General features: G+C 41.2%; 23 protein-coding genes. 10 read left to right on the forward strand and 13 right to left on the reverse strand.

Annotation, left to right across the window (positions count from 1 at the left end; genetic code table 11):
• The first annotated feature begins 266 nt into the window (after positions 1-266).
• Together A587_RS0105235 and A587_RS0105240 are read left to right on the forward strand one after the other, a co-directional pair.
• On the forward strand, positions 267-1,379 hold the full coding sequence (locus A587_RS0105235) for an arginase family protein (protein ID WP_010373136.1): 1,113 nt from the start codon (positions 267-269) through the stop codon (positions 1,377-1,379).
• Positions 1,380-1,544: 165 nt separating this feature from the next.
• Positions 1,545-2,255 (forward strand): transporter substrate-binding domain-containing protein, encoded by a 711-nt coding sequence (locus A587_RS0105240; protein WP_017216708.1) that lies wholly within the window; start codon positions 1,545-1,547, stop codon positions 2,253-2,255.
• 16 nt (positions 2,256-2,271) lie between these two features.
• Here A587_RS0105240 and A587_RS23815 read toward each other — a convergent pair whose 3' ends face one another.
• Both A587_RS23815 and A587_RS0105250 read right to left on the reverse strand, forming a co-directional pair.
• The gene (locus tag A587_RS23815) at positions 2,272-2,514 is read right to left on the reverse strand and encodes a VF530 family DNA-binding protein (protein WP_017216709.1); all 243 of its coding nucleotides are present in this window, start codon (positions 2,512-2,514) and stop codon (positions 2,272-2,274) included.
• A 32-nt stretch (positions 2,515-2,546) separates the two neighbouring features.
• The gene (locus tag A587_RS0105250; RefSeq protein ID WP_017216710.1) at positions 2,547-2,828 is read right to left on the reverse strand and encodes a DUF1496 domain-containing protein; all 282 of its coding nucleotides are present in this window, start codon (positions 2,826-2,828) and stop codon (positions 2,547-2,549) included.
• 60 nt (positions 2,829-2,888) lie between these two features.
• Between A587_RS0105250 and A587_RS0105255 the strand changes: the two genes are divergently transcribed.
• The gene (locus tag A587_RS0105255) at positions 2,889-3,119 is read left to right on the forward strand and encodes a TIGR02647 family protein (RefSeq protein ID WP_010373121.1); all 231 of its coding nucleotides are present in this window, start codon (positions 2,889-2,891) and stop codon (positions 3,117-3,119) included.
• 74 nt (positions 3,120-3,193) lie between these two features.
• On the opposite strand, the gene maiA is transcribed toward A587_RS0105255, so the two are convergent.
• Entirely contained in the window at positions 3,194-3,820 is a 627-nt protein-coding gene (gene maiA / locus A587_RS0105260; protein ID WP_026000885.1) for a maleylacetoacetate isomerase, read from the reverse strand.
• 8 nt (positions 3,821-3,828) lie between these two features.
• Positions 3,829-5,124: a homogentisate 1,2-dioxygenase gene (gene hmgA, locus A587_RS0105265; RefSeq protein ID WP_017216711.1), complete on the reverse strand. Its 1,296-nt coding sequence runs from the start codon at positions 5,122-5,124 to the stop codon at positions 3,829-3,831.
• Between the two features lie 112 nt (positions 5,125-5,236).
• Here hmgA and A587_RS0105270 point away from each other — a divergent pair, with 112 nt between their 5' ends.
• The gene (locus tag A587_RS0105270) at positions 5,237-5,722 is read left to right on the forward strand and encodes a MarR family winged helix-turn-helix transcriptional regulator (RefSeq protein ID WP_017216712.1); all 486 of its coding nucleotides are present in this window, start codon (positions 5,237-5,239) and stop codon (positions 5,720-5,722) included.
• A gap of 411 nt (positions 5,723-6,133) precedes the next feature.
• On the opposite strand, the gene A587_RS0105275 is transcribed toward A587_RS0105270, so the two are convergent.
• Positions 6,134-9,298, reverse strand: coding sequence for a TonB-dependent receptor (locus A587_RS0105275; protein WP_017216713.1), 3,165 nt, complete (start codon positions 9,296-9,298; stop codon positions 6,134-6,136).
• Between the two features lie 34 nt (positions 9,299-9,332).
• Positions 9,333-10,193 carry a S1/P1 nuclease gene (locus tag A587_RS0105280; RefSeq protein ID WP_017216714.1) on the reverse strand — a complete coding sequence of 287 codons (861 nt, stop codon included), beginning with the start codon at positions 10,191-10,193 and terminating at the stop codon, positions 9,333-9,335.
• 237 nt (positions 10,194-10,430) lie between these two features.
• Between A587_RS0105280 and A587_RS0105290 the strand changes: the two genes are divergently transcribed.
• Together A587_RS0105290 and A587_RS0105295 are read left to right on the forward strand one after the other, a co-directional pair.
• The gene (locus A587_RS0105290) at positions 10,431-11,309 is read left to right on the forward strand and encodes a phosphate/phosphite/phosphonate ABC transporter substrate-binding protein (RefSeq protein WP_232288020.1); all 879 of its coding nucleotides are present in this window, start codon (positions 10,431-10,433) and stop codon (positions 11,307-11,309) included.
• Entirely contained in the window at positions 11,299-12,225 is a 927-nt protein-coding gene (locus A587_RS0105295) for a hypothetical protein (RefSeq protein WP_017216717.1), read from the forward strand. The genes A587_RS0105290 and A587_RS0105295 overlap by 11 nt, the downstream gene beginning before the upstream one ends.
• A gap of 52 nt (positions 12,226-12,277) precedes the next feature.
• On the opposite strand, the gene ushA is transcribed toward A587_RS0105295, so the two are convergent.
• From ushA to A587_RS0105310, 3 genes are all read right to left on the reverse strand, one after another.
• Entirely contained in the window at positions 12,278-13,867 is a 1,590-nt protein-coding gene (gene ushA / locus A587_RS0105300; protein WP_017216718.1) for a bifunctional UDP-sugar hydrolase/5'-nucleotidase UshA, read from the reverse strand.
• 63 nt (positions 13,868-13,930) lie between these two features.
• Positions 13,931-14,122 (reverse strand): hypothetical protein, encoded by a 192-nt coding sequence (locus A587_RS0105305; RefSeq protein WP_010605345.1) that lies wholly within the window; start codon positions 14,120-14,122, stop codon positions 13,931-13,933.
• A gap of 102 nt (positions 14,123-14,224) precedes the next feature.
• Positions 14,225-14,647, reverse strand: coding sequence for an MAPEG family protein (locus A587_RS0105310; RefSeq protein WP_017216719.1), 423 nt, complete (start codon positions 14,645-14,647; stop codon positions 14,225-14,227).
• A gap of 117 nt (positions 14,648-14,764) precedes the next feature.
• Here A587_RS0105310 and A587_RS0105315 point away from each other — a divergent pair, with 117 nt between their 5' ends.
• Positions 14,765-17,650 (forward strand): insulinase family protein, encoded by a 2,886-nt coding sequence (locus A587_RS0105315; RefSeq protein ID WP_017216720.1) that lies wholly within the window; start codon positions 14,765-14,767, stop codon positions 17,648-17,650.
• Between the two features lie 118 nt (positions 17,651-17,768).
• Entirely contained in the window at positions 17,769-18,278 is a 510-nt protein-coding gene (locus tag A587_RS0105320) for a GNAT family N-acetyltransferase (RefSeq protein WP_017216721.1), read from the forward strand.
• Here the strand turns inward: A587_RS0105320 and A587_RS0105325 are convergent.
• From A587_RS0105325 to A587_RS0105340, 4 genes are read right to left on the reverse strand one after another with little or no spacing between them, the layout of a single operon-like run.
• A complete protein-coding gene (locus tag A587_RS0105325; protein WP_017216722.1) occupies positions 18,273-18,851 on the reverse strand; it encodes a PqiC family protein in 579 nt (192 codons plus the stop codon). The two genes, A587_RS0105320 and A587_RS0105325, sit on opposite strands and share 6 nt — an antisense overlap.
• Entirely contained in the window at positions 18,852-20,507 is a 1,656-nt protein-coding gene (pqiB, locus tag A587_RS0105330; protein WP_017216723.1) for an intermembrane transport protein PqiB, read from the reverse strand.
• A complete protein-coding gene (locus tag A587_RS0105335; protein ID WP_017216724.1) occupies positions 20,504-21,697 on the reverse strand; it encodes a PqiA/YebS family transporter subunit in 1,194 nt (397 codons plus the stop codon). Before A587_RS0105335 ends, pqiB begins: the two co-directional genes overlap by 4 nt.
• 60 nt (positions 21,698-21,757) lie before the next feature.
• Positions 21,758-22,552 (reverse strand): thioesterase family protein, encoded by a 795-nt coding sequence (locus A587_RS0105340; protein ID WP_017216725.1) that lies wholly within the window; start codon positions 22,550-22,552, stop codon positions 21,758-21,760.
• Positions 22,553-22,814: 262 nt separating this feature from the next.
• Here A587_RS0105340 and dnaK point away from each other — a divergent pair, with 262 nt between their 5' ends.
• Together dnaK and dnaJ are read left to right on the forward strand one after the other, a co-directional pair.
• Positions 22,815-24,737 (forward strand): molecular chaperone DnaK, encoded by a 1,923-nt coding sequence (dnaK, locus tag A587_RS0105350; RefSeq protein ID WP_017216727.1) that lies wholly within the window; start codon positions 22,815-22,817, stop codon positions 24,735-24,737.
• 153 nt (positions 24,738-24,890) lie between these two features.
• Positions 24,891-26,027, forward strand: coding sequence for a molecular chaperone DnaJ (gene dnaJ / locus A587_RS0105355; protein ID WP_017216728.1), 1,137 nt, complete (start codon positions 24,891-24,893; stop codon positions 26,025-26,027).
• Positions 26,028-26,150: the final 123 nt, after the last annotated feature.

The raw sequence follows: 26,150 nt of genomic DNA on the forward strand, positions 1-26,150 counted from the left end.
GCATCAATGCGCATTGTCGGTACTGCGGTTGACTTCCTATTTGAACCTGTTATATGTGCTGCAACAACGACCTAATGAACAGTCAATGTCTTCCGAAAGCGAAGTTAGAGATTGAGAAAACCTTTTGATTTATAAGTTTTTTTATTTTTAATTTATCGCTTTTACTCATTATAAGCCAATCGTATTTTGAGTGTGACGCAAAATATAAAGCGCAATAGTGGAGATTTTTCTGGGTCGCATGATTATGCATATAAGAGGGGATAGCGATGTCTGAGAGCAAAAAACAATTCCATAAAAAACTTGAGCACTGTTTATGCCCACCGGGTGATGGTGTGTTTACAGTAAACACAGCGAAAGAAAGAAAAGACGCGCTAAGACAAAAGCTATATGGACAAACAGAGGGTGTCGATACGTTATGGAAAGCCTCACTGGAAAAATTGGGCGAAAGTGAACATAAAGCGGCAATTCTTGGGATCAGTTCAGATTGTGGCGGTGGTATTTTACGCGGCGCCAACTGGGGTCCACTATTTTTGCGTTCGACATTAATAGAGCAACAGCCGCAAACGAGCGCGTTTGACCTTGGCGATGTGCGTGTTATTCCACATTTACTACATGACAAATATTTAAACGAGAGCACGATCAGTAATTGTCAAAAGGCACTTTATGCTGACCCTGAGAGTGATTATTACGTCTCACCATTATCTATTACAGAAGATGTGTGTGATGGCTTTTACGAAAATTACCCAGATAAAGGTGTGTTTGGCATTGGTGGTGATCACTCAATCAGCTACCCGTTAACAAAAGCGTATCTTAAAGCAAAGCGTGCTCGTGGTGTAAAAACAGCGATTATCCATTTTGATGCTCACACGGATTTACTTGTTGAGCGCTTAGGTATCGATTTATGCTTTGGCTCTTGGTGTACGCATATCCTAGAGTTTTTACCTGCACCCCATCACTTAGTACAATTTGGGATCCGCTCGAGTGGCAAACCTAAGTCTCATTGGGAATCTACATTCGGCGTTAAGCAGCATTGGGCTCATGAGATCAGAGAGCGTGGTGCACAAGCGATTGTAGATGAAGTTATTGCACAGCTAAAGGCTGACGGTGTTGAAGAGCTTTATGTTAGCTTTGACATTGACGCACTTGATGAAGAGTTTGCTTCTGCAACGGGTACTCCAGAGGCAGGCGGTATGACTCCAGACGAAGCGATGTTAATTCTACAAGCGCTGCGTGGTGAGTTTAAAATCACAGGTGCAGACATGATGGAAATTGCCCCATTTACCGATAGCTCTCTTGTTGGACAAACGAGCTCAGAAACCACGCTTAAAGAAGGTGCTAAGCTGAGTGCATTTCTAATCGATGCTATCAACAATAGCTAAAGTAACTATTAACTCTGTGATAGGCGGGAGGATCCTTGTCTATCAATCATTCGCTTCGATAAATTAGCCATAACTCCCATCTACAAGAAGCCATTCTATCTCTTTAAAAATTGCTCAACCTTTAAGTTAAGACTATATTATTCAAGTAGCTATGGGGAGAGTTTCATGAAGGGTGCACGCTCTTTTGGTCTTTGTATTTTGCTGATGAGTTTCAGTGCGCTTGCCTATACGCTAAATATAGTCACTGAGAACTTTCCTGACTTCCAATACCTTAATGAAAAAGGAGAACTAATTGGGCGTTCAGCGGATAAAGTCAGGGCGGTGCTTGATGACTCTGGCATTGATTACACCATCAACGTACTTTCATGGCCTGCGGCCTATAATGCTGCATTAAGAAAAGAAGATACCTGTGTGTTTTCAACAGCCAGAAATACCATCCGCGAAAATGAGTTTACTTGGGTATTTCCAATTGATACGTTTTCCACCTCTTTTTATGCGCTACGTGAAAGCAAAATCAAGCTGAATAAATTAGAAGATGCGCAAGCTTATCGAACAGCGGTTATCCGAGACAATTTTAGCCACCAATTTTTAATGGAGCATGGTTTTCAAGAAGGAAAACAGCTGATCCTGATTAATTCTTTTGATAAGGTTTTTGAGCTACTCAAGACACGCAAAGACTTTGTTGATTTGGTGATATTAAGTGATGCCCAGTTTAGGTTTCGAAGTGCAAAAGAGCATACGGCTCAATTACTTGAGCCGGTATACACATTAGAGCAGTTTAATACATCACTTTATTTGGCTTGCAATAAAAATGTTCCCAAGCATATTCTTGAAAAGCTTAAGGACACCTACAACGCGCTTTATGCAGCCAAATAAGCTTAGAGAAAGCGGGTTATTTTTTTATATCTGGCCACTGAAAGCCGTGGAAGGTATCTAGATACAGTTGCTCCACTTTGGTTCTTGCCCAAGGTGTGCGACGCAAAAACTTGAGACTAGATTTAACGCTTGGGTTATCTTTGAAGCAGTTGATATCTACGGCGGCAGCCATTTCTTTCCAGCCTAGTTGTTGCTCAAGTTTTACAATGATCTCTTCTAACTTGATACCGTGAAGGGGGTTATTCGCTTGGGTTGTCATCTTTTACTTCTATATAACTTTAGATATTACGCCTAGTTTACCCTAATTTTATCCGAAATTTCAGGTCTAATTGGCGCACCAGACGCGTCAGCTTTTACCCACACAAGTTTGCCATTGTCTTCGTTGTACTTTTTCGTTGCACAGACAAACAGCATGTCAAACTGTAGCAATAGTGCGCCTTCGCTATATGACTTTCCTTCATACCAACAGACTTGCTTTGGTATTTCACCATATAACCTCAAATCAGTGGGCGTTGTAGCCAAAATAGGCAGTGAGATCAAATTAACAGCGATTAAACAAATTAAAAACTTCATCAAATTTGGTTTTTTGAACTAGAGTGTTAAATGACTATAGAAGAATAAGGAAAAATGACAATGGCATTAGACCAAAAATTGTTGGATGAGTTGACCTTACTAGCTAGATTTCCAAGACATAGTTTGCATCAGGGGATAAAAATTCATAGCAGTGCGCCTGAAGGTATACAAGGTGCAGCGATGCGACTATTTGAAAAAGGGGTCATTGACAGCCCAGATGGGGGTTATTTGACTGATCTTGGTCACGACCTTATTGGCCATTTTGATCATGTTTATAGCGCACTGAAATAACAAACGCTCGTTTGATTGAAAGAGTGATACGCTTAGCATATCACTCTTTTTAATTGGCTTATCGCTTACTTGCCTTATTGTGCGTCTAATTGATTGTCAGGCGCCGCATCAGAAAACGCATCAAGCGTATTACAATATTCGTACACTCGACTGATCTTAGGAAATGCAGTCATATCTACTTTAAAGCGCAGTGCATTAAATACTTGTGGTACTAAACAAACATCCGCGAGTGTGGGCTCCGTGCCAAAGCAAAATTGACCGTCGCCAATCATAGGCTCTAGCTTTTTAAAGCCTTCGATAACCCAGTGGCGATACCACTCATTTTTTTGTTCATCAGATGCGCCTAGCTCACTTGATAGATATTTAAGCACACGCAGGTTATCGATAGGGTGGATATCACAGGCTATGGCGTAGCAAAAGTTTCTTACCTGCGCTTTTTGCCAAGGATCTTGTGGTAGCAATGCTTGGCCAGTTTGGGTTTCTTCTAGCCACTCCAATATCGCTAAAGATTGTGCAAGAACGCCATGCTCAGTTTCCAGAGCCGGTAGTAACCCTTGACCGTTTTTACTTAAATATGCCTCGCCGCTTTGCTCCGATTTAAGCAAGTTTACTGGGACTAACTCGTGGTCTAATCCTTTAAGGTTTAAAGCAATACGCACACGATAGGCTGCAGATGAGCGAAAATAAGTATAGAGTTTCAACATAATCTTTATGCTCCTTTAAAGTACTTTTTAATGCCTTTCCAGCAATCAGCATAGTTAGGCTGACGCGCTTTGCCTTCTAAAGCATACTTAGTTGGAGAGATAATGTAACGTGACTCAAACATAAACGCGAGTGTGTTTTCATAGCGCTGTGGTGCAAGCTCTGCGTTGCTCGCCTTTTCAAATACATCAGCTTCTGGCCCATGAGGAGACATACAGTTGTGTAGACTCATACCACCTGGCACAAAACCATGTTCTTTGGCGTCGTATACCCCTTCGATTAAGCCCATAAACTCACTCATGATATTACGGTGATAATAAGGCGGACGGAATGTATTTTCTGCCACCATCCAGCGCGGTGGGAAGATCACAAAGTCTACGTTTGCAACACCAGGTGTGCCTGATGGAGAAGTAAGTACAGTAAAGATTGACGGATCTGGGTGGTCAAAGCTTACGGTGTTCATTACATTAAATCGCGCTAAATCATATTTGTATGGGGCGCTATTACCTGTCCATGCAACCACATCAAGCGGTGAGTGGCCAATCTCAGAGCGGAACAGATTACCATTAAACTTTGCAACGAGTTCAAAATCGCCTTCTTTGTCCTCAAAGGCGGCAACTGGGTATTGAAAGTCACGTTCGTTGGTATAGCCATTCGCACCAACAGGGCCTCGCTCAGGCAAAATATAAGGGTGTCCGTAGTTTTCACAAATATAACCACGCGCCGTATCGCTTAAAAGCTCTACACTGAATTTGATACCACGAGGGATAACGGCAATCTCACCTGGTTTAATTGCGAGTTTTCCGCACTCGGTGTGTAAAATGAGTTCACCTTGCTGTGGGACGAATAACAGCTCGCCATCCGCATTATAGAAATAACGACCTTCCATTGATGCGTTAGCAACATATACATGAATACCAATCCCGCTTTGGCCATTAGCACTGCCGTTAGCAGCCATCGTTACTAAGCCATCGATAAAATCTGTTTTTTCTTGTGGTATATCGATAGGGTTCCAGCGCAACATGGAAGGAGGGGTAACGGCTTCAGTTATTGGTGCTGTGCGCAATAGGCCATTATCCATAGCTTCATATTCACCTTGTAAAACAGAAGGGCGAATACGGTAGAACCAATTTCGACGATTATCAGCACGAGGCGCTGTAAAAGCGGTGGTGTTATATTGCTCTGCATAAAGATCGTATTTTACTTTTTGCGGTGAAAATTGACCAATCGGTAAAGCGCCCGGCAGTGCTTCACTTTCAAATTGATTACCAAATCCAGTTAAATATTGAAGTTCTTGGCTCATGTGTCTCGACTCCTTTGTGTTTTATAGTAAGATACTCTCATGTGAGAGTATTTTCAATATTTGTCATCTAGTCGCTCTGTAAAGTTATAGTGACAGTTGGGAGTGTAAAATAATGTCTAAAACTGATAAAAAACTGCTGAATATAAATGAATTTTTGCCGTATCAGCTCGTTTCACTGTCAACAAAAGTGAGCAATGACTTTGCACACGTCTATGAACAAAAGGGAGAGTTAACGCAGCCACAATGGCGGGTGTTATCACACGCAATACAGAAGGAGGGGATCACCGCTAAGCACATTTGCGAACTGGCAAGCATGGATAAATCAACCGTTTCAAGAGCAATTAAGCAGTTACAAGACCGAGAGTTGATTGAGATGTTAGTGAGTCCAAGTGATAAACGTGCAAAAACTATTGCAGTGACAGAACAAGGAAGAGTGCTTTATCAAATGTTAACGCCGCTTGCACTGGCATGGGAAACTGAGCTACTTAGTTGTTTTAGCGATGAGCAGAAAGAGAAGTTCGTACAACTACTGAAATTATTACAGTCTGCAGTAGATGAAAAAGAGCTTGCTCATTCGTTTAGAGCAAGCTCTATATAGTAAAGTACCGCTGAATGTTATCTCGTACGGTTTTGTGTACATGATATTATAGTCATATAGATCATGTAGAGCATGGATATTTCAAATGCGCTGCTTTTAAGTAAATGATTAGATAGAGAGATGATTAAATAATCAATACTTATACCCAGCATTGTGACTAGAAAGCCGATAAAAGCTTTACGTCTTAACATGATTTATCCCTTATCATATTGATAATCCATTCATTTTTACATTTAGTATGGTTTATTGATCAGAAACAATGACTTGTCCTGTTTCTATTATATTTAATATCAGGAATTTATAAAGGCTTAGTTGTGGTTAATAGGTGGAAAATAACCTTAAGCTGGATTAAATATAAAAAAGGCCAACTTTCGTTGGCCTTTGGGAGATTATCTAATTACGTGTTAGATATTAGAAGTTGTAACGTACGCCGATCTTGATACGGTAAGTTGAGTCTTCTGCTTCAAACTTACTCTTGTCAAATGTAGTTTCGCCGATGATGTATTTACCAGTTGCTGGGTCAATATCCATCTCTATTACATTGTTTGTACCAAAGTCTTGTCTATAAACCTTACCAGCTGAAGAATCAATCAGGTTAATAAGATTGTTAATTACGAAGTAAACCTCACCTTTATGATCTTTAGTAAATCCAGGCAATTCCTGAGAAATATACAGATCCATAGAGGTTGTCCAAGGTGACTTTCCAGCGCTACGGTCTACAAAACCACCCGCATAACCTGAGAGTCCAAGATCTTCGAAATGAGCTAATACTTCCGCTTCGGTTACACCTTCATAACGAAGTACATTAGGATCGTTGGCAGTTGGTACATAAGCTAGGTAGTTACCGCCGAACGTTGAACCAAAGCCTGAAGGTTGAATTAGGTCTTGATCAAAGTATTTACCGCCAGTAAGGTTCTGCCATTTAGTTAGGTGGCTATATGCTGAACCTGAACGACGCTCAAAGAATAGATTGAAATTCGTTTTATAGTTTTCAATAAATTCAGTTGAGTAGCCTAGATTAAATACAAAGCGGTGCTCAGTTTCATAGGTAGAAGTACCGACTTGTGTTTCTTGGTGGTCTAAGAAGTGACCGTATCGGTAGTTACTACGGGCAGTTGAGGAACCACCAGGGTTACCTTCAGTGATGTCTTGATGAGTATAAGACATATCAAACTTGAAGCCATTATCCCACGTTTTAGAAAGACCAGTACTTAGGATAATTGAACGACCGTTTTTATCTGCGTTCGTTAGCATAATCTCAAGTTCACGGGTATCGTAGAATGGTAATGCACCATCAGCAGTAGAACCTACTACATCGCCTTCTTGAAGAAGTGCTGCATTCACCCATTCAGCGGTATTTTCTTTATCTGTGAAGATAGCAGTCGTAGTCCACGCGAATCCGTCACCAAGGCCTGGGATGTCAAGTGTTACATCAGCATTTAGCATATATGTCCACTGCGATGGAATATCGAAGTTAGGATCGATAAAGTTAGAAACCGAACCGCGATTCGCATTGTTAATACCGTCGATAGCTTCTTGCGGAATAGTATTTAAGATACTAGCAGGTGCGGTAACTCCTCTAGCAGAGAAGTTTTGACGACTGAAACCATCGTTTGAGTAAGAGTTTGAGATCCAAACGTTAGGGTTACCACCAGCATAACGACCTACACTACCACGGATAGTTACGTCTTCGTTCATGTAGTATGTGAAGCCTGCACGAGGTAACCAAATGTCAGCGCCATCTAGATTATAAGTGTTATCAAAACCCGTTCTATCAAATACGTCTTGGTTGAACGCTGGTTTGTCGTCAGAACCTAGACGCTCGTAACGAAGACCAAAGCTAAATGCTAGTTCATCGCTGAAATCCCAACGGTCGTTCACGTATAGGGCAAGGTCTTTACGTTTAAATGCTGCTGCAACTGCATCTGGATTATTACCAATACCATTACTATATGAATATGTTGATAATTGACGTGTGGCAAAGTCCTCTAGGCTGTTAAATGTGATAACACCTTTAGAACCATCTAAATATAGGTTTTCAACGTCTAGAATGTCGTACTTAATACCGAACTCTAGTGTATGTTCGTCAAGTAGATAAGTACCGTCAAACTTGAATGTTGTGAGGTCGTTTTCTAGTGAATTTGAGTGGCGGCTAGCATCTGAACCGAAGTTAATTGTGCCTTTAGTACCATCTCCATCAACATCGATATTGTCAATTGTGATATCGCCTAGACCTAAAGCGCTGTCTAGTGAGATTTGACCGGTTTCAACAGACTTGCTCGTAATACTGATTTGCGTTGAGAAATCATCCGTCCAGTCAGAGTATAGTGTTGAGCTGAAGTTATTTAGTTTCTCTGACTTATTGTACCAATATGTGCTTAGGTGAAGCTCACTAGCCTTCTGAGTCATGTTGTTTGTGCGGTTACCTTCGTTAAACATATATACGAAGTTTGCACGGTGATAGTCGTTGATGTTCCAATCTAGTTTGATGATGTATTTTTCATCTTCTAGTTGTGGTTGTGCGTCTGCACTACCGATGTTGTCAACACCATATACTTCAGAAGCAATTTTGCGTACAGCTGCTAAATCGTTTTGTGTGATGTTAGTTTCGTTAGCGCCGATACCTGAACCTGCTGGACCCCACTCAATTGACTGAGGAGATTCATACTTTTCGTAAGCACCGAAGAAGAACAGTTTGTTTTCAATAAGAGGCGCACCGACTGAGAAGCCGTAGTTCTCTTCTTCAAACTCTAATGGAACTTCTTTACCTTCGTTTTTAGGCGTACCAGCCCAGCTGTCAGTCATTTTCTCATAGAAAACGCTACCAGTAATTTCGTTAGTACCAGACTTAAATACCGCGTCAACGTTACCACCAGTAAAGCCACTTGATTTAGCATTTGTTGGTGCTACTTGAACTGTTACTTGGTCAAGCGCGTCTAGAGGGAATGGGTTACGCTGTGTAGGGTAACCACCAGAGTTAAGGCCGAAGTCATCGTTTAGCGGAATACCATCAACAGTAATAGAGTTTGTACGCGGGTTTGAGCCTGCGATTGTCATAGCACTGTCGTTACCAGGTTGGATAACAACTAGCGGGTTATTTCTTACTACGTCTTTAATATCACGGTTGATACTAGGCGTGCTCTTGATTGCATCTGCACCGTAATAAGTGTCGTTTGCAGATGAGTTAAATAGTACTGGAGTACCAGTAACTACGATAGACTCCATTTGCAATTCGCTTAGCTGCTGGTCGATCTTTTGTGCTTCACCTAGTGATAGGTAAACGTTACGTAGCTCAGCGTCACGGAATTTGTTTGAGTCGATAGTGATGGTATATGGACCACCAACGCGAAGACCTGATGCGTTGTACGTACCAGTGTCATTCGTTGTAACAACGCGGCGTGTACCTGTCGGTTCGTGAACGATGATAATCTTAGTGTCTGCAGCTGGATTACCTTGAGGTCCTACAATCTGTCCTTTAATAGACGAAGATGTATCTGCCGCAACCGCCATGCCACTCATGCCTAAACTTGCAGCGATAGCAAGCGTAAGTGCATTTTTGCGAAGTTGGATTTTCATTATGTTGTTTCCCGTGTTAGTAGGTTATTTTAAACTAATGGTTAACTGTTATTTTATTTGCTGACTTCAATGATGAAACCAGCGGTTTAGAATTAGGATCATAAATTTGGTTTAATAGGCCAGCTAATCTAATGCCACCTTGTTGCAGCCTAAATTTAATTGTTGGCATATATTTATAAATGTAACCGTAACTTATTTCAGTTTCATTGCTGTTATAAACTTTTTCAGCAATATTATTTGACTCAAGCAACCAATCTGCTGGCGAGCTGTCTAAGTATTCAGCAATTATTTCATTATTTGTGGTTTGAATAAAACGTGTAAACTCGGTAAATGAAAGATTCTCATTTTCGATTAATTTGGTGTCCCAAGTGCTGTGTAAGTTTGAATCACTGCCAAAAAACTTTACTTTAATCATGTTACCGCCACGGTCTTTGCCGCGACCTGCGTGAAACGGTTGATGGCTGTCGCCTACAAGGTGAACTAGGAAACGAAATGCAAAACGCTTTTCATCAATTGATTTAGATTCTGATTTTAGCGTATTGATGGAATAGTAGATGCCATCTAGGATGTGTTTTACTTTCTCTTTGTCATTCAAATCAGCATGAACGTGCTCATGCATTGCTTTTGGGTTGTCGATGTTGATGTAATGCCACTTCGAAGATTGTTTACGCCAAAACGTGCTTGGATCCGAACGCATCTCATCAGCCCAAGTTGAAATTTCAGCCAGAGAGTCGCCCTCTAATAAAGGTTGAATCGCAACGCGAGTCTGCTCGGTTAAATGTGCCTCAGCCAATTCGCCAATGATCCTATGACCATTTTGACCCCAGGCGTGTGCACTTGACGTCGTGATAGTCATCCCTACAGCGAAAAGTAATGACAAGCTTTTACGTAACATTTGTATCTCTTGTAGAAAAGGGAACAATCTTCCCAACCGAAAAGTGAGGCCAATTGTCCGTATTTTTCAACAAAATAAAAGGACTCAATAAGATTCATAATTTCTTGTCAATAAAGTAATAAATTCATTTGGTTATGAGTTATTAGTAAAATTACCTATTGCAATGAGTAAAGAAAATTGATCTAATAGCGGTCAAGAAAGGATAGGTTATTCCAATTAGTGATACATAGTAACATTTTGACTAGTAAATCAACAATTGTATCTTTGTTGTTTGTAAGCGCATTATTGTGCTGGATTTTAGGGGCTCGATTAGTTTCGGTTAAGCCTCTCATTCTTGATCCTGTCGTCCAGTACTCAAATACCTGCAAAACGCGTTCAGTGTCCAATATCAACACGTTAAAAATACATGTTCCGATTAAAAGTCTCGCGTTAGACGTATTAGTTAGAGCGTGTGAAGATGAAGTGGTCACTAGGCAATATGGGCAGGTGAAAGTGTATTGGGGAGGAAGTCTCGCTGAGCAAATAGAGTTTCTTGCGAAGGGGATCGCCGATCTTATTTTAACGAAAGACAATATCATGTCGGCTTTGATGGCTGAATCAACGCATAGTTATAAGCCTGTTATCGGTTATCCAGCTTATTCCGCCTTTTTTATCTCAAACACAGAAAAACCTAAATTATCTAAATCGTATTTCTTAGATAAAAAAATAGGTTTGCTTGACTATCCAACAAGTCGCTCTGGCCACATATTACCAAAAAGTGCGTTTAAAGAGTTAGATATCGATATCAATGCGCTCGATATTACCTATTTAAGCTCGCATCAAGCGCTCCGCGATCGGTTAGCTGCTGGCGAGGTTGATATTATAGCTTCTTATTGGTCCGAAGAAGATGAGCCGCGGTTTTCGAAGAATTACATTACGCCAATTGCCAATAATGTTAGTGGCAGTAAATGGTATTTAAAAATGAACAACAATAACACTGATTTAGCTTGTGCAATGCAGGGAATTATTAACCAGGTGGCTCAATTAAGAACATCTAGTTACTTTGATAAGGTAGATAGACACTGGCAATGTGAAGCCTTACCTTATGGCTTTATCGGAGAAGAAGATGGAAATTAGTCAGCGCAATATATCCGTTTTTATTGCTTTGGCGTTATTGTTTAGCGGTATTTTCTACATTTCTCAAAGTATTGAAACTAAGCGGGTTTTGAAGCAACAAAAAGAAGCGGTTGCGCTTCGTGTTGCTATTGATATGAATCGTTTACCTGTCGCAGATCCTTTTTTACATTACGCAGGTAATGAAACTGAGTTAAGAGAATATATAAACTCACTCAATACTGTATTAGACGCTCAAGATGCCCGTTTAACTGTTCTTGATATTAATACGTCTGGAGCAGGACAGGGTGAAAAAAGTGAAGTGCTAACATTGTCTGCGCCGCACAGAAACTTCTATATTGCGGTCTCATTAGATGATACCAAACCAAAATCAGCCTATATTTTTCCACTGATTATGGCGTTTATCGGCGTTGCAGTGTTCAACTGGGTGAGAAGAAAAGGTATTGAGGCAAAGGTAAGTTCACACCAAGCGCTAGAAAAGTTACCGGAATTTAAGCTTGTTATTGATTTGTATTCAAAAACAGTAACGACAAATAGAAACAAACTAGTAAGTGTCCAGCTTGCCAACAAACCATTATGTTTCTATTTAGCGCTTGTTGAGTTTTGCGATGTAAATCCCGATACTGTTCTCAATCAAAACAAAGAGATGCCAAAGGAGTTGTTGGATCTCGCTGATAAATATTTTTACCGTTTAGTTGAGCTTGGGCATACCATTAGAAAACGACCCAACTTTACTAATAGTTTAGAAAAAACATTAAGTGAAATTAGAGCTGCACTGGATGAGGTATTAGACGCATTTCCTGAAAAAAAGGTGCTGTTTTATCCGCCGAAGGCACATGGAGAAGGGTCTCGTTCTAAACTACATAGTTACGGACTGAGTGGAGTGAAAAAGTCAGATATTGATATTATTGGTAAATAGAATGAATGCATATAAAGCGGTGCATCACACCGCTTTATATGAGGTGCCTTTTTTATAAATCCACGGCCTTTATAGGACTATTCTTTTGGAAGTAATCTTTGAGGACCTGTGCATCAGTTAGGTCGGTAGCGGTATATTCTGGAAGATGATTAATCTTTGGATAACCGTCACCACCAGATGCGTTATAACTATTCACACTCATGCGGTAGGTCTTACCGTCAGTCAATGACTCGCCTGCTATGCGAACATTGGTTACCTTATCGTTCTTGATATCAAACGTAATATGGTGGAACTGTAGGTAAGCACCAGAGTCTGGTGGGAACTTGGCGACAATGTTTAAGTAGTTAATTAGGTCGCTTGCTTTCCAGTCTATATAAGTAATGCGATTTTTAAATGGATGAACTTTCAGCACATCTTTGTAGCTGACATCACCTTGCTCTATGCTATCTCGGATCCCGCCGCCGCTGATAATGCCAAAGTCTGCTTCGACGGCTGCCATTTGCGCGTTAATGATAAGATCTGCGAGGTTGCTTTGCTTAAATCTAACTGTACTGCGACGGCCATCTAAGAAACTATCAACGTATCCCACTGCACCAGCTATTTGCGCTTGCCCTTTTTCTTGAAAAGGTGTTAAAAAAGCGAGCATTTGAGGATCTTCTTGAATAGTTTCACCAATCACAGAACCCGCTTTATTTTTTAAGTTCACTGGGATTAAGTTATAGCTAATCAAGGTTTTTGTATCACCATCAACCCTAAATACAGCTTTACCCACATACTTACCCCACTCATGTGCTTGCATAATCCAAACACCATTTTGATTATCAGGCTTACATGTTTTGCCAGGAGCAAAAGCGGTGTCCTCGTTACCATTTTCGTCTACACAGACAGGTTCTTGAGAATGTCCACCAACTATCAAATCAAGCATACCTTTGGGAAGTCGGCGCGCAAGCGTTACATCACCGGGTGCATTGATACCATGATTGGCACCGTGATAGTGACCCATATGTGTGACAGCAATCATTACATCTGGATGATATTTGGCTTTGATCTTAGGTACCCAGTTTTCTGTGGCTGCTAAAGGCTCAATAAAAGTAAGGCCATGAACATGTTTTGGATTGGCAATTTTAACGGTATCAATTGTCGTAAGTCCAAGGACTGCAATGGTCAATCCTGCACGTTCAATAATTGTATAAGGCTCGTATGCTGGCATTTGATTTGTATTATCAAGAATATTTGCTGACAGTACTGGGAAGCTTGCCCACTCAATTTGTTTCGCTAGTACATCTCGAGTGTTATCAAATTCATGGTTACCAATTGCCATGGCATCGTAACCGAGTTTACTCATTCCCTTAAAATCAGGTTCGGCAAACTGTAAATCAGATTCTGGTACACCCGTGTTTATATCGCCTCCAGAAAGCAATATAACGGCATGTCCAGCTTTCTCTGCATCACTCTTTAATTGGTCAATTAAGGTTTTTCTGGCTGCCATACCATATTCACCTTTTTCATTTTGCCAAAAACGACCATGATTATCGTTGGTGTGTAATACGGTTAGGTATTCTGCTTGTTGCGACTGCTTAGGAGAGGAAAAATGGCATGCTGATAATAGCAAAGCCGTTGAAAGAATAAGTAAGTTGCGCATAATTTAGAAGCTATTTGATAAATTATGCGCGTATTCTAGATCATTATAATTATTTTAATAGTGCTAACACTCAAAATTGCTATATTTTCTGGCGTTTTGTGCCACCGCAGATACTCTTCTGTCCAGTTCAAACTTTGCTAACTCGCATTTTGCATGGTCTGTTTCTATCATCCAGTTTAAAAAGCTAGCTGGCAGCGTGGAATATGGTTCTCCAGCATGAAGTCCAAAATCGCAGATATCATTATCCTGTTTCATCTATGTGCCCCTGTTGTTCTTTTTGCCATCGCCATGCTAACAAATTGGCTCAGAGATTAAAGAACAATTAGCTAAAACGGATGGCATTTTTATTATTTTTAGTTATATAAGTGTTAAAAGTAATGTGATCCACTGCAACACAATGAAGGCACACCCTGCAAGGTAGAGGCGAAAACGTGTTCGAATATGATTACTACCGATATGAACATAGGCATGTGCAATACGACTAATTACAAACAGTAGGGCGAAGATGCTGAACCACAACGTAACAAGTTTCATTGCGAGTGCGGCAAGAGAAACCACAAAAAACAACACGGGAATTTCGAACTGATTAGTAAAGTTTCTAGATGCCAGAATGACTTCCTCAGGCGCGTTGTCGAGCGCCATGGTTTTGAACTGATCAAACTGGATCTGTTTCTTTCGTGCAGCTTTAAATCGACGTTTCCCCATAATGACCATAATGAATAAGGTCAGTAGAGTTTGTAAAAATAGCGCGGCGAGCAGTAAATAAATGGATGTCGGCATAGGTTCCTCAGTTTACGAAGTGTTACAAAACAAAAAATTTCTATATTGCAAAAGCTTAGTCGAATGACGATGATAGTCTGGTTCCAAAAAGTAATTATCACAATAATGGATTGTTTTATGAAAAAGCTATTCGCAATTAGCACACTTACCTTAGCAGTTTTGACTGGATGTGGTACAACTTCTTCACTCAATCATTCAGACACGACTGAGAATCTTCTTTCAGAGCAACTGGTTGTAAGTCCTAATGATGATAGACAATATCAAACGTTAACTTTGGAAAATGGCATTGAAGTCATTTTGGTATCAGATCCTTCTGTATCGAAGTCAGCGGCAGCGCTGAGTGTTGGCGTTGGTCTACTACACGATCCTATGTCTCAGCAAGGGATGGCGCACTATCTTGAACATATGCTATTCCTTGGTACAGAAAAATATCCAGATAGCAAAGGTTATTCTGAGTTCATGACCAAAAACGGTGGGGCACACAATGCTTACACTTGGTTGGATATTACTAATTATATGTTCAAAGTGAACAACGATGCCTATGACGAGGCATTAGACAGATTTTCAGACTTCTTTAAATCTCCAAAGCTTTACCCTGAGTATACAGAAAAAGAAAAAAATGCAGTAAACGCAGAGTGGTCGATGCGTCGTGAAATGGACTTTTTTGGTCAATTTAAACTTGCACGAAACATGATGGGAGAGCATCCTGCTAACCGTTTTCTTATTGGTAACCTAGAAACGTTAGGTGATAAAGAAGGTAGCAAACTACATCAAGAGACCGTTGCTTTTTATGATAAGTACTACTCTGCGAACATCATGAAGTTAGCTATGATTTCTAACGAGCCGATTGAGCAGATGGTGGCAAAAGCGAAAAAGCATTTCACGACAATCAAGAATAAAAACATCGAGAAGCCAGAGGTTAAACAATCTCTTAACTTCGATAACGTTGGGAAAAAGCTGGTCCATTATAAACCAAATGAAGACGTTAAGACGCTACAGCTTGATTTCACTATCAAAAACAACGCAAGTGCGTTTGCGGTTAAACCGAACTATTTCATTACCTATCTTCTAAGTAATGAAATGGCGGGTAGCCCTGCTCAAGTACTAAAAGATAAAGGTTTAATCTCATCGTTAAGTGCATTTGCGACACCGAATAGTTATGGTAACTACGGCACATTACAGATTGATATTCAGTTAACCGATGAGGGCTTAAAGCAACGCGAGTTAATTACAGGTACGGTACTTGATTATATCGATATGATCCGTGATAAAGGAGTCGATAGCCGTTACTTCAAGGAAATCCAAACGTCGCTAAATAATCAATTTAGGTTTTTGGAAAAAGGCGATGAATTTGGTTACGTCAGTAACCTTGCGGATAGCATGCAGCATTACCCAATGAACCACGCTATCAATGCGAGCTACTACTATGCGCAGTTTGATGCTGATGCTGTTAATGCCGTCTTGAAGCAATTAACACCTGATCAAATGCGGGTATGGTATATCAGTAAAGATGAACCTACTGATGCAAAACTACACTTCTATGATGGTGAATATCAGATTGTAGACTTAAAGCGCAGCGATTTTGATAAATGGAAAGAAGAGGCAAATTTCGATTTAGCTCTTCCTAGTGTAAATACCTTGTTACCTGAAAACTTCGCACTGAAAACATCTGCGGATGATGCGAAAAAGGGTGTTCAGAAGGTTATTGATGCGGATGGCGTAACGGTTTGGCATGCTGCGAGTGAGCGTTTCTACCAACAGCCTAAAGGTAGTCTGAAAATTTACGTCAATAACCCAAGTGCATTAAAAGACATCAAAACTGAGGTTGCACTGTCGATTTGGGCTGATTTATACCGTTTGGATAAAGCAAAGTTAATGACGGAAGCGAGCATAGCGGGTATGCATCTTGGGCTGACTCCTGCAAATGGGATAATGCTAGATATTTCGGGTTTTACTGATAAGCAAGCTTTATTAATAAAGGATGCGCTCTCTGGTGTTCGTGTAGAAACGAATAAACGAGCATTTGATCAAGCCATTGATCGTTATGTACGTGGCATTAAAAACCAGGAGAAAGAATTCCCATTCAGACAAGCTTTCGGTGTTTATCAAAAACTTATCCGTTCAGGAAGTTATGATGATTCTGCATTGATATCAGCAGCTAAAGCTTTGACTCTGGCCGACTTAGATAAAGTGCAAAATCAAATTCTGACGAATAATCAAGTTCGTGTTTTTGCCTATGGCAACTACGATAAAGCCGATTTGCAAACAGTAAAAGAGACGCTCGACAATGCGCTGCCTAAACGCCAAAAAGTGACCAATTACGCACGTGCTAAATATTGGCAACCAGAGCAAAAGCAGACACTTGTATGGCAGCAAGACATTGATGTTGCTGATGTTGCTGTAATCGATTTTGCAGTGCACCCAATCAAAGGCTATGCGCAAAAAGCGGCGGCGATGGTGCTTCAAGGGCACTTAAGAACGGCGGCATTTGAACGTCTGAGAACCGAAGAGCAGCTAGCCTATGCGGTTGGTGCAACGAGTGTTGCTATTGACGAATATTCAGCGCTAGGTTTCTATATTCAAACACCAGTAAAAGATGCTAAAAGCATGCAAGCTCGTTTTGACGCGTATAAAGATGAATACGCTAAAGACTTAGCTGCGTTAGATGAGGCAACATTCGAGCAGTTAAAAAATGCAGTGTTAGTCTCATTAACCGAAGAGCCAAAAAACCTTTCTGAAGAACTACAACCGTTAATAGGCGATTGGTTCAAAGAAAATATGGCATTTGACTCCGAAGCTAAGTTAATCGCCGCAGTTAAAGCGGTCACATTAGAAGATATTAAAGCGTACTATCAGCAAACTGTAATGAACACCGATGCTGCTAGATTAAATATTCAATTACGTGGCGCTAAGTTCCAAGCTGAGCCGTTTGCAGATTTACCTAAGCAAACTAAGCTAGACTCAGTTGAGCAAATGTATAAAAACGTCAAGTTCCAACAGTAACCTGTCGGTATTTCAATAGTAATTAAAAGCTGGGCAAATTCGTTTCCCAGCTTTTTTATTCGCTTATGTAAATGCTAAAGTTCCTATGGAAGTTAATTATGATATTTTTGGAGGCAGAATGACGATTGCGACGGGAAAGCGGATCTTTTTAAGGAAAGCAACTCTAAATGATGCGGGCTTCTTACTCAGGCTTTTGAACCAGAAAAGCTTTATCGATAATATTCGGGATAAAGGCATAAAAACGCAACAACAAGCTGAGGAGCATATCGAGCAAGCTTACCTTATTCCCTATCAAATTGGTAAGCCAGCAGCTTACATTGTTGTAGAAGCAAGCAGCAATACTAGTATTGGGTTGTGTGGCTTATATCAAAGGCCTTTTTTTAATATTCCAGACTTAGGTTATGCGCTTTTAGATGAGTTTACCGGAAAAGGCTATGCGGCTGAGGCTGTTAGGTTACTTATGGAATATGCTAAATTAGAACAAAGCTACATCAAGTTAGGTGCTATTACATTAGAAAGTAACCGCAACAGCATTAACCTACTTAGCAAAGTGGGATTTAGTCGTATTGGTAAAATAATAATTGATAATGACTTAACACCTGTAGTGGTGTTTGAGTGCCAACTATAAATGCAGACTTATTTGTGCAGTTAGTTGGTTAAAGTTTTTTTGATGTGCAGATACAAGAGCACTAAAGCCATCCTGCTCAAGCGTTGCTTCAAATTGGAATGGTTGCACTTGAGTTAGTTGATAGCTCCCTTCTTTGTATTGGTAAAGATACCAAGTCCCACTCATCACAGCGCCTTTTTCAAAGTGCCCTGCAAACTCGTTAATTTCCACAACGAGGCGTTGATGTTCTTGCGTGTTGCGATAAAACTTATCGCTTTTAATTGCAGTGGTTTGGTTGGTTGCATTTAATGCGTTTACTAAGTTCCACGTCAGCATATCTGAAGGTGGCTGAGCCCAAAAATGAAAATTAGCGATATTTACTTTGTTCTCTGGTTGATATTGCACTAAAGCTTGCTGATCAAACAATTCAATTAACTGCACTTTATCAACCAAAAGAACGTGATTGAGCCCAACTTGCTTTTCGTCAGCGACACTCTTTGCTTCTAACTGATAATAACTAACCGGCTGAGATGGATTCGTTATACAGCCCGTTAAACAAAATAAAAGCAAAAATGTCGCTAAGCCAGTCTTCATTTATTTTTTCCTTGGGAGAGGATCTGTACCGCTCTCTTTATTAAAAATAAGCATATTAGGTTGCTCATTCAACCCTTTAGAAATAGGCTTTAAGCGATTTGACAAACTTTCAAGTTCTTCAAGGGTATTACTAAGTTGATCCATAACACCCGAACCTTTTTGGTACTGAGTCATGGTTTGCTCAAATTGCTTCAAGCTTGATGTGAGCTGGCTTAACGTATCTTTTAAGCTCGTTAAATTACCGCCAACCTTGTCTGTTATCTTGTTATTATTAATAGACTCTACGAGTTGATTCATTTCCATTGCTAGTAACCTGTGTTGCTGAAGGGCACCTTCTAGTTCCTTAACAGTTGTTTCAAGAGGTAACCCATTTAACTTGTTCAGTAAGCTTGTGACCTGTTCAGAAAGTGCTGTAATACCGCTCGGAACGCTGGGTAATACTGGATAAATAGTCGTTTTGTTTGAACTAACGACTTCTGCACTTGGATAAAAGTCTAACTCTATATATACCGCACCTGTTAACAAATTGCCACTTTTTAGTGACGCTCTAAGGCCACTACTAATCCATTTGTCTATATTTTCTGACCAATATGTTTGTGCAAGCTGCGCATCTTCGTAAATGCGGCCGTACTCAATTTTAACCAGTACAGGCACAGAAGTGTTATTTTGTTGAAAGTATAAAGGTCTATCGTCGCTAACACCAGTCGCAGGAACTTGTTCTATCGTGCCAATTCGCATACCTCGATATTCAATTGGTGCACCAGCTCGAAGTCCTCGAATTGATTGCTCAAACTCAATGAGATAGTAATCAAAGTGATCAAAACGTTGCTCTAAAGCCATTGCAAAGTTTTTGTGTAAGGCGTAGGTTTTGTTTTCGAGCGCTACTGTGCCGCTTGGCATAGTTGGTGGATAGTCAACAGAAATCCCACCCTTGATCATCTTTGCTAGCGATCCTGTTGACACTTCAACGCCTTCCGTTGATAGTTTAAAATCAATGCCTGAGCTAATCCAGAAAATAGCGTTGTCTGTGATAAGCGTATCGTATGGCGAATAGATAAAAATACCATATTCCATTTTTAAGCTTTCGACACTAAAGTGTGCAGACTCAACCTGACCCACTTTATAATTGCGGAAAAAAATACTGGAGCCAACGTCTAATACTTCAGCATCTGAAGCCACGAGTTGATAGCGCTTTCCTTGCACCTCTGAGCCAATTAATGCAGGTTCATCCATTAAGGTGAAGATGCTCGAACGTGTTTTTGCGTCACCAGGGGAGAGCTCTATATATACGCCAGAGAGTAGCGTATTCATGCCTGAGATGCCGGATTCATCAATTCTAGGTTTTACTACCCAAAACGTAGAATCTTCAGCCAATAAATCACGGTAGGGCTGTAAAATCCTAACTTTTGCAACCACTGCATTTTGTTCTAATTCAAGCTTTAATGACTCGACTAACCCGACCTTAACGCTTTTTACTCTTACTTCAGTTTTGCCGGCAATAATACCATCTGCGTCAGTCATTTTTATAAAAATAGTGTGGCCTTTATTTGCCTGATGTTGATATAACATCCAGCCTGTGATGAGCAACGCGATAATTGGAATAATCCATATCACTGAAAACGTTGGTTTGTCTTCTATATCAGCTTGAGTAGTCATTGATTATTTTTATCCCACAATAATCTTGGATCAAAACTATTAACGGCTGCGATTTGGCAAAGCACCATCAAAGTAAAAAACACGATACCAATTTCCGGTTCGACATTTAGCACCGTACCGAGCTGCACTAAAGACACTAAGATTATCACGACAAACACATCAATCATGGACCAGCGGCCAATAAATTCGAGCAAGCGGTACACTTTTGTTGCTGTAATAGGGTCTTTGGGTTTTTTAACTCGTACAAGTAAGTAACTCAATAGTAACGCTTTTGCGATAGGAATACATATACTTGCGAGAAAAATAAGTGTTGCTACGGGATAAGAACCGGCTTCCCAAAGCACTTGAACGCCTGAAAAAATCGTTGCAGGCGTATGGAGCCCGAGACTAATGGTATCCATGATGGGTAGAAAATTGGCAGGTATAAGTAGCACGACGCTGGTGAGCATCCAAGCTAAGCTTTTTTGCGTTGATTGGGACTTTCGGTATTTTAGTTTAGCGTAGCAGCGCTGACACTTTTCACCTTCACCCAAAAAGCCACAAACCTTGCAACGTTTTAGCGTAGAAGATAAATTCTTCGGTTCCACAAGGTGACGATTACATTGAGTCTGATTACGCCACATATACTCGTGATCGAAAAGTGAGAGCGCTTCAATAAAACACAAAACGAACAGAATATAGGCCCAAAACCCAAGGCCCATCTCTAATTCAGCGAAAGACATTAATTTAAAAGCGCTTACGAGCACGGCGACTAAAAATATATCCGTGAGATTAAGCGGTTTTAGTGCTGAAAGTAATTTGGCTAAATGCCGGGCATTGTGCGCGTTGATGATTTGCCAATACTCGGTGTGTGCAAGCAGTAGCAACGAGCATACTGCAACAGGCATAACTAAAATAGTGAAGGCAAATAATCCAGCAAGAAAATAGCTGTAATGTTCAGCTAACAATATGAGCGCTTGCCAGAGGCTCACAACTTGAGTGATACCGTGTTGCGTGTAGGAAATAAAGTCTGGAAATAAGCTTGCGAATAAAAATAGTAATGCAGAAAAGCTGAAGGCTTGTACTAATTGGTTTTGATGTCCTTGTACATGACACAACACGCATCGACAGTTTGGGCACACCGCACGCTTTTGGGACTCGATAGAGTCTATTTCAACAAGCGTATCGCATTCAGGGCAAGCTGTAATCACACAAAAATCCGTTGATTTCCTTTTATGCTAGTTTGCTTGATGCGCCCAAATTTATCAATGTTAATCAAATACTGCGACGGTCTGGCGGCTTAGGGCGAGCAGCTTGCCATCTTGTGACCAAATTTTAGCATCTTCAATACCATAACCATTTTGGCTATGGTGGGTCACGGCTTCAAAGCCCAGCCAAGAGTCTGAGTCGAGTGAAATATCACACAAAAATTCTATATACCAAGACATACTGCTGGCGGGGCTTGGCGCTTTACACATCTGGAGTAAGGTTGGCGGCCATGAATCAGCAAGAGCCAGTGTATGCAGTTCATTTACCGATGTAGTTTGTGCTTTAAATCGCATCCAACCACCTAGATTCGAAGATGGTGCACCTGAAAATGGTAAAGCTCCTTGCTGGGCATTGAGCGTGACATGCTGGAAAAATGCAGGCATCACACCTTCTTGGTATGGAAGAACTGCCTTTGGATTAACATCTGAAAGAGTAGGGCTATCGACATTTGTAACTTGGATAGCGGATGCTCTATCCTTGCCAAAGCACCCGATAGCAATAAGACAAACCTCGCCTGATTGGATCAGTTGAGTTTGCATTTGAGTTGCATTTTTGCCGCTACGCAAAATCGTTGTTGCAACGGTAAATGGTGCGCCTTCCAGCAGTGGTCCGACAAAATTTACGCTCACAGAGAGCAATCGACGAGGCTCTGTCAGTTGATGCTTCATGCTTTGCACTGCTATTGCTGCAGACAATCCGCCAAACGCAGTGCGGCCTTGACACCAACTTGCAGGAAACGTCATTTGTGTTTGCGCTTGCTGTAAATGCTCCGACTGAATAATTTCATCAAATGTCATGTTGTCATTTCTCATTATTTATTATGTTGCATTTAGCATAACTGGTCTAACCAGGTAATCAAGCGTCAATTACATCGTATTTTCTTCTTCACTTGTTTCAAAATAAGCAATTAAGGGTGTTTTTTTGACCGAAACGTTCGAAAAGCAAAAAAATTTCAATTTTTTTCATTTTTTTTTAGTTGTGACGCTTGAATTACAAATCGGTGACCTTATTTATCAAATCAACTAACTGAACAACGAATTTTGAAGTCGGAGATGATTCATGGGTAAAATTATTGGAATCGATTTAGGTACTACTAACTCTTGCGTAGCGGTACTTGATGGTGACAAGCCGCGCGTTATTGAAAATGCTGAGGGCGACCGCACAACTCCTTCTGTTATTGCATTTACAGATGATGGTGAAACACTAGTAGGTCAGCCAGCAAAACGCCAGGCAGTGACTAACCCTAAAAACACACTATACGCGATCAAGCGTCTAATTGGTCGTCGTTTTGAAGATGAAGAAGTACAGCGTGACCTTAGCATCATGCCTTTCAACATCGTAAAAGCGGACAACGGCGACGCTTGGGTTGAAGTGCGTGGTGAGAAAAGAGCTGCACCTCAGATCTCAGCTGAAGTTCTTAAGAAAATGAAGAAAACAGCTGAAGACTTTCTTGGTGAGCCAGTAACAGAAGCTGTTATCACAGTTCCTGCATATTTCAACGATTCACAGCGTCAAGCAACAAAAGATGCAGGTCGTATCGCAGGTCTTGAAGTTAAGCGTATTATCAATGAGCCAACAGCAGCAGCACTTGCTTACGGCATGGATAAGAAGCAAGGCGACAACGTTGTTGCAGTATACGACTTAGGTGGTGGTACATTCGATATCTCAATCATCGAGATTGATGAAGTTGAAGGCGAGCACACCTTTGAAGTACTAGCAACTAACGGTGACACTCACCTAGGTGGTGAAGACTTTGATAACCGCGTTATCAACTACCTAGTTGCAGAATTTAAGAAAGACCAAGGCATCGACCTAAAAACTGACCCGCTAGCGATGCAGCGCGTTAAGGAAGCGGCTGAGAAAGCGAAGATCGAACTGTCTTCAGCACAGCAAACTGAGGTAAATCTACCTTACGTTACTGCAGATGCAACAGGTCCAAAGCACATGAACGTTAAGCTAACTCGTGCAAAACTTGAGTCACTAGTTGAAGACTTAGTTGCGCAATCAATCGAGCCGCTAAAACGTGCACTTGCTGATGCAGACCTTTCTGTAAGCGACGTAAATGACATCATTCTAGTTGGTGGTCAAACACGTATGCCACTGGTACAAAAAACAGTAGCTGAATTCTTTGGCAAAGAGCCTCGTAAAGACGTAAACCCTGATGAAGCGGTAGCAGTTGGTGCTGCGGTTCAAGGTGGTGTACTTGCGGGTGACGTGAAAGACGTACTGCTACTTGACGTTTGTCCTCTGTCTCTAGGTATTGAGACTATGGGTCAAGTAATGACTGCGTTAATCGAGAAAAACACGACTATCCCTACTAAGAAGTCGCAAACTTTCTCAACAGCAGAAGACAATCAGTCTGCAGTAACAATTCACGTACTACAGGGTGAGCGTAAGCGTTCAAGCGATAACAAGTCTCTAGGTCAATTCAACCTAGAAGGTATTCGCCCAGCGCAGCGTGGTGTTCCACAAATCGAAGTTACTTTTGATGTGGATGCTGATGGTATCTTACACGTGTCTGCAAAAGACAAAGACACAGGTAAAGAGCAGAAGATCACAATCCAAGCTTCTTCAGGTCTAAGTGATGAAGAAGTAGAAGAAATGGTACGTGATGCAGAAGCAAATGCAGAAGAAGATAAAAAGTTTGAAGAGCTAGTTGGCGCTCGTAACCAAGCTGATGCACTTGTTCATGCTACACGCAAGCAAGTTGAAGAAGCAGGTGACGACCTTCCAGCTGACGACAAGACGGCAATTGAAGCTGCTCTTGGCGAGCTAGAAACAGCAATCAAGGGCGATAGCAAAGACGAAATCGATGCTAAGACACAAGCACTAGCAGAGAAATCGCAAAAGCTTATGGAAATCGCTCAAGCAAAAGCGCAAGCTCAACAAGCTGGCGGTGACGCAGGTGCCCAACAAGGTTCAGCGAAAAAAGACGACGATGTAGTTGACGCTGAATTTGAAGAAGTTAAAGACGACAAGTAATTGTAGGTCTTGAAGGAGGGCGCGCTGGCTGTATGGCTTGTCGCGCCCTACGTGTTTATAAATTAGACTGTTGTCTAGCATTAATTTGCAAGCGACAGGGCTCATCAGAGTCTGCAACGACATAAGTTGCCAAGAAAGAGTAGTGTGATAAAAATGTCTAAACCTGACTATTATGAAGTATTAGGTGTTGCAAGAGACGCCAGTGAACGTGACATTAAGAAGGCGTATAAACGTCTTGCAATGAAATATCACCCAGATCGTACTGCAGGTAACACCGAACTCGAAGCGAAATTCAAAGAAGTAAAAGAAGCTTACGAGATATTGACTGATAGTCAAAAACGCCAGATGTATGATCAATACGGCCATGCAGCTTTCGAACAAGGTGGTGGTGCTGGTCATGGTGGATTTGGCGGCGCTGGCGACTTCGGCGATATTTTTGGGGACGTATTCGGTGATATCTTTGGTGGCGGTGGTGGTCGTCGTCAATCAAGACAACAGCGTGGCGCGGATTTAAGATATAACTTAGAGTTAAGTCTTGAAGAAGCGGTACGTGGTAAGCAGGTTGATATCCAAGTACCAACTTGGGTGAGCTGTAAACCATGTGATGGTAGTGGTGCGAAAGCAGGTTCTAAGCCTAAAACTTGTACAACCTGTCATGGTGCAGGTCAAGTACAAATGCGCCAAGGCTTCTTTGCGGTACAGCAAACTTGTCCAACTTGTCAGGGCACAGGTCAGATCATTTCAGATCCGTGTAACAGCTGTCACGGACAAGGCCGTGTAGAGAAAACGAAGACACTTAACGTTAAGATCCCAGCAGGGGTTGATACGGGTGATAGAGTACGTTTGTCTGGCGAAGGTGAAGCGGGAGCGCATGGTGCTCCAGCTGGCGACCTGTACGTACAAGTGAGTGTAAAAGAGCACCCAATCTTCGTACGTGACGGCAACAACTTATACTGTGAAGTGCCAATTAGCTTCACAACGGCAGCACTCGGTGGTGAGATTGAAGTGCCGACCCTAGATGGCCGCGCAAAACTGAAGATTCCATCGGAAAGTCAAACGGGCAAAATGTTCCGTATGCGGGGTAAAGGCGTGAAGTCTGTGCGTAGCGGTGCGGTAGGCGACTTAATTTGTAAAGTTGTTCTTGAGACGCCAGTAAACTTAAACGAGCGTCAAAAAGAACTTCTGCAAGAGTTTGAAGAGTCTATGGGTGAAAACAACGGTAAGAACCGTCCTAAGGCACAAGGCTTTTTTGACGGCGTTAAGAAGTTCTTTGATGACTTAACTAAGTAACTTAAATTTATTTGAAAATGCCCGCTGCGATAGCGGGCATTTTTGTTTTGACGGATGATAGGTATTATCGCAAGGCGATAGCATAAGCGTTTGTTTCTTGGTATAACTGAAATCAACATCTGC

The sequence above is a fragment of the Pseudoalteromonas sp. NJ631 genome (assembly GCF_000276645.1).
GTDB classification, from domain to species: Bacteria; Pseudomonadota; Gammaproteobacteria; order Enterobacterales; family Alteromonadaceae; genus Pseudoalteromonas; species Pseudoalteromonas piscicida.

Coding starts and splice junctions, on each gene's coding strand:
- A587_RS0105235 (WP_010373136.1), top strand. CDS start 267: ATGTCTGAGAGCAAAAAACAATTCCATAAAAAACTTGAGCACTGTTTA.
- A587_RS0105240 (WP_017216708.1), top strand. CDS start 1,545: ATGAAGGGTGCACGCTCTTTTGGTCTTTGTATTTTGCTGATGAGTTTC.
- A587_RS23815 (WP_017216709.1), bottom strand. CDS start 2,514: ATGACAACCCAAGCGAATAACCCCCTTCACGGTATCAAGTTAGAAGAG.
- A587_RS0105250 (WP_017216710.1), bottom strand. CDS start 2,828: ATGAAGTTTTTAATTTGTTTAATCGCTGTTAATTTGATCTCACTGCCT.
- A587_RS0105255 (WP_010373121.1), top strand. CDS start 2,889: ATGGCATTAGACCAAAAATTGTTGGATGAGTTGACCTTACTAGCTAGA.
- hmgA (WP_017216711.1), bottom strand. CDS start 5,124: ATGAGCCAAGAACTTCAATATTTAACTGGATTTGGTAATCAATTTGAA.
- A587_RS0105270 (WP_017216712.1), top strand. CDS start 5,237: ATGTCTAAAACTGATAAAAAACTGCTGAATATAAATGAATTTTTGCCG.
- A587_RS0105275 (WP_017216713.1), bottom strand. CDS start 9,298: ATGAAAATCCAACTTCGCAAAAATGCACTTACGCTTGCTATCGCTGCA.
- A587_RS0105280 (WP_017216714.1), bottom strand. CDS start 10,193: ATGTTACGTAAAAGCTTGTCATTACTTTTCGCTGTAGGGATGACTATC.
- A587_RS0105295 (WP_017216717.1), top strand. CDS start 11,299: ATGGAAATTAGTCAGCGCAATATATCCGTTTTTATTGCTTTGGCGTTA.
- ushA (WP_017216718.1), bottom strand. CDS start 13,867: ATGCGCAACTTACTTATTCTTTCAACGGCTTTGCTATTATCAGCATGC.
- A587_RS0105305 (WP_010605345.1), bottom strand. CDS start 14,122: ATGAAACAGGATAATGATATCTGCGATTTTGGACTTCATGCTGGAGAA.
- A587_RS0105310 (WP_017216719.1), bottom strand. CDS start 14,647: ATGCCGACATCCATTTATTTACTGCTCGCCGCGCTATTTTTACAAACT.
- A587_RS0105315 (WP_017216720.1), top strand. CDS start 14,765: ATGAAAAAGCTATTCGCAATTAGCACACTTACCTTAGCAGTTTTGACT.
- A587_RS0105320 (WP_017216721.1), top strand. CDS start 17,769: ATGACGATTGCGACGGGAAAGCGGATCTTTTTAAGGAAAGCAACTCTA.
- A587_RS0105325 (WP_017216722.1), bottom strand. CDS start 18,851: ATGAAGACTGGCTTAGCGACATTTTTGCTTTTATTTTGTTTAACGGGC.
- pqiB (WP_017216723.1), bottom strand. CDS start 20,507: ATGACTACTCAAGCTGATATAGAAGACAAACCAACGTTTTCAGTGATA.
- A587_RS0105340 (WP_017216725.1), bottom strand. CDS start 22,552: ATGACATTTGATGAAATTATTCAGTCGGAGCATTTACAGCAAGCGCAA.
- dnaK (WP_017216727.1), top strand. CDS start 22,815: ATGGGTAAAATTATTGGAATCGATTTAGGTACTACTAACTCTTGCGTA.
- dnaJ (WP_017216728.1), top strand. CDS start 24,891: ATGTCTAAACCTGACTATTATGAAGTATTAGGTGTTGCAAGAGACGCC.